The sequence below is a fragment of the Peptoanaerobacter stomatis genome (genome assembly GCF_000238115.1).
In the GTDB taxonomy this organism is placed as follows: Bacteria; Bacillota; Clostridia; order Peptostreptococcales; family Filifactoraceae; genus Peptoanaerobacter; species Peptoanaerobacter stomatis.
The window spans coordinates 1-819 of record NZ_JH414594.1; the positions used below are offsets into that span (position 1 = coordinate 1).

1 protein-coding gene is annotated in these 819 nt (G+C 28.2%); it reads left to right on the forward strand.

All coding sequences use genetic code 11. The annotated features are described in order from the left end of the window. Positions 1–75 precede the first annotated feature (75 nt). The coding region (locus tag HMPREF9629_RS12365; RefSeq protein WP_009526491.1) for a hypothetical protein at positions 76–819 on the forward strand (744 nt) is incomplete at its 3' end.

An 819-nucleotide genomic window follows, 5' to 3' on the forward strand; every position in this document is an offset into this window, starting at 1 on the left:
TTAAATGTAACTGGAAAATATAGAAATATATTGATATAATGAAATAAATAAAAATATAAATTTAGGAAAAATAAAATGGAAAAAAAGAATAAAATAAACAAAAAAGACATAATAAACAGAAAGACAAAAGATACAGTATTCACAGATTTATTCAGAAACAAAAAATATCTTCTGCAACTGTATCAAGATCTTCACCCCGAAGACTTGGACACAAGACAAGAAGATTTACAAATAATAACACTCGAAAACATATTAGTACACAGTATGTATAACGACTTAGGATTTATAGCAAAAGACAAACTTTTAATATTAGTAGAAGCCCAAAGCACACAATCAGTCAATATAGCACTCAGAATGTTATTATATCTTTCACAAACAGTAAAAGACTATCTGCAAGAAAACAGACTCAACGTACACAGTAAAAAGCAAATAATTCTACCAACACCCGAGTTTTATGTGATATATACAGGAGAAGACAAAAAAGGAAACAGAACAATAAAATTAAGCGACACATACAAAGAAAAACAAGACTTGCCCCAACTTGAACTGACAATAAATATTATAGAAACATCATATCAACACAAAATAATATGGCAATACATAGAATTTTGCAGAATATTAAACGAACAAGCCAAAAAATACGGTTATACAAAAGAGATGATAGAAGAAACCATAAAAATATGCACAGACGAAGACATATTAAAAGAATATCTGTCAAAGAGAAAAAAGGAGGTAATGAGTATAATGTCAACACTATTTTCCCAAGAAGAAGTAACAAAATTCGTGATAGAAGAAGAAAGAGAAGAAGCAAAAAAAGAA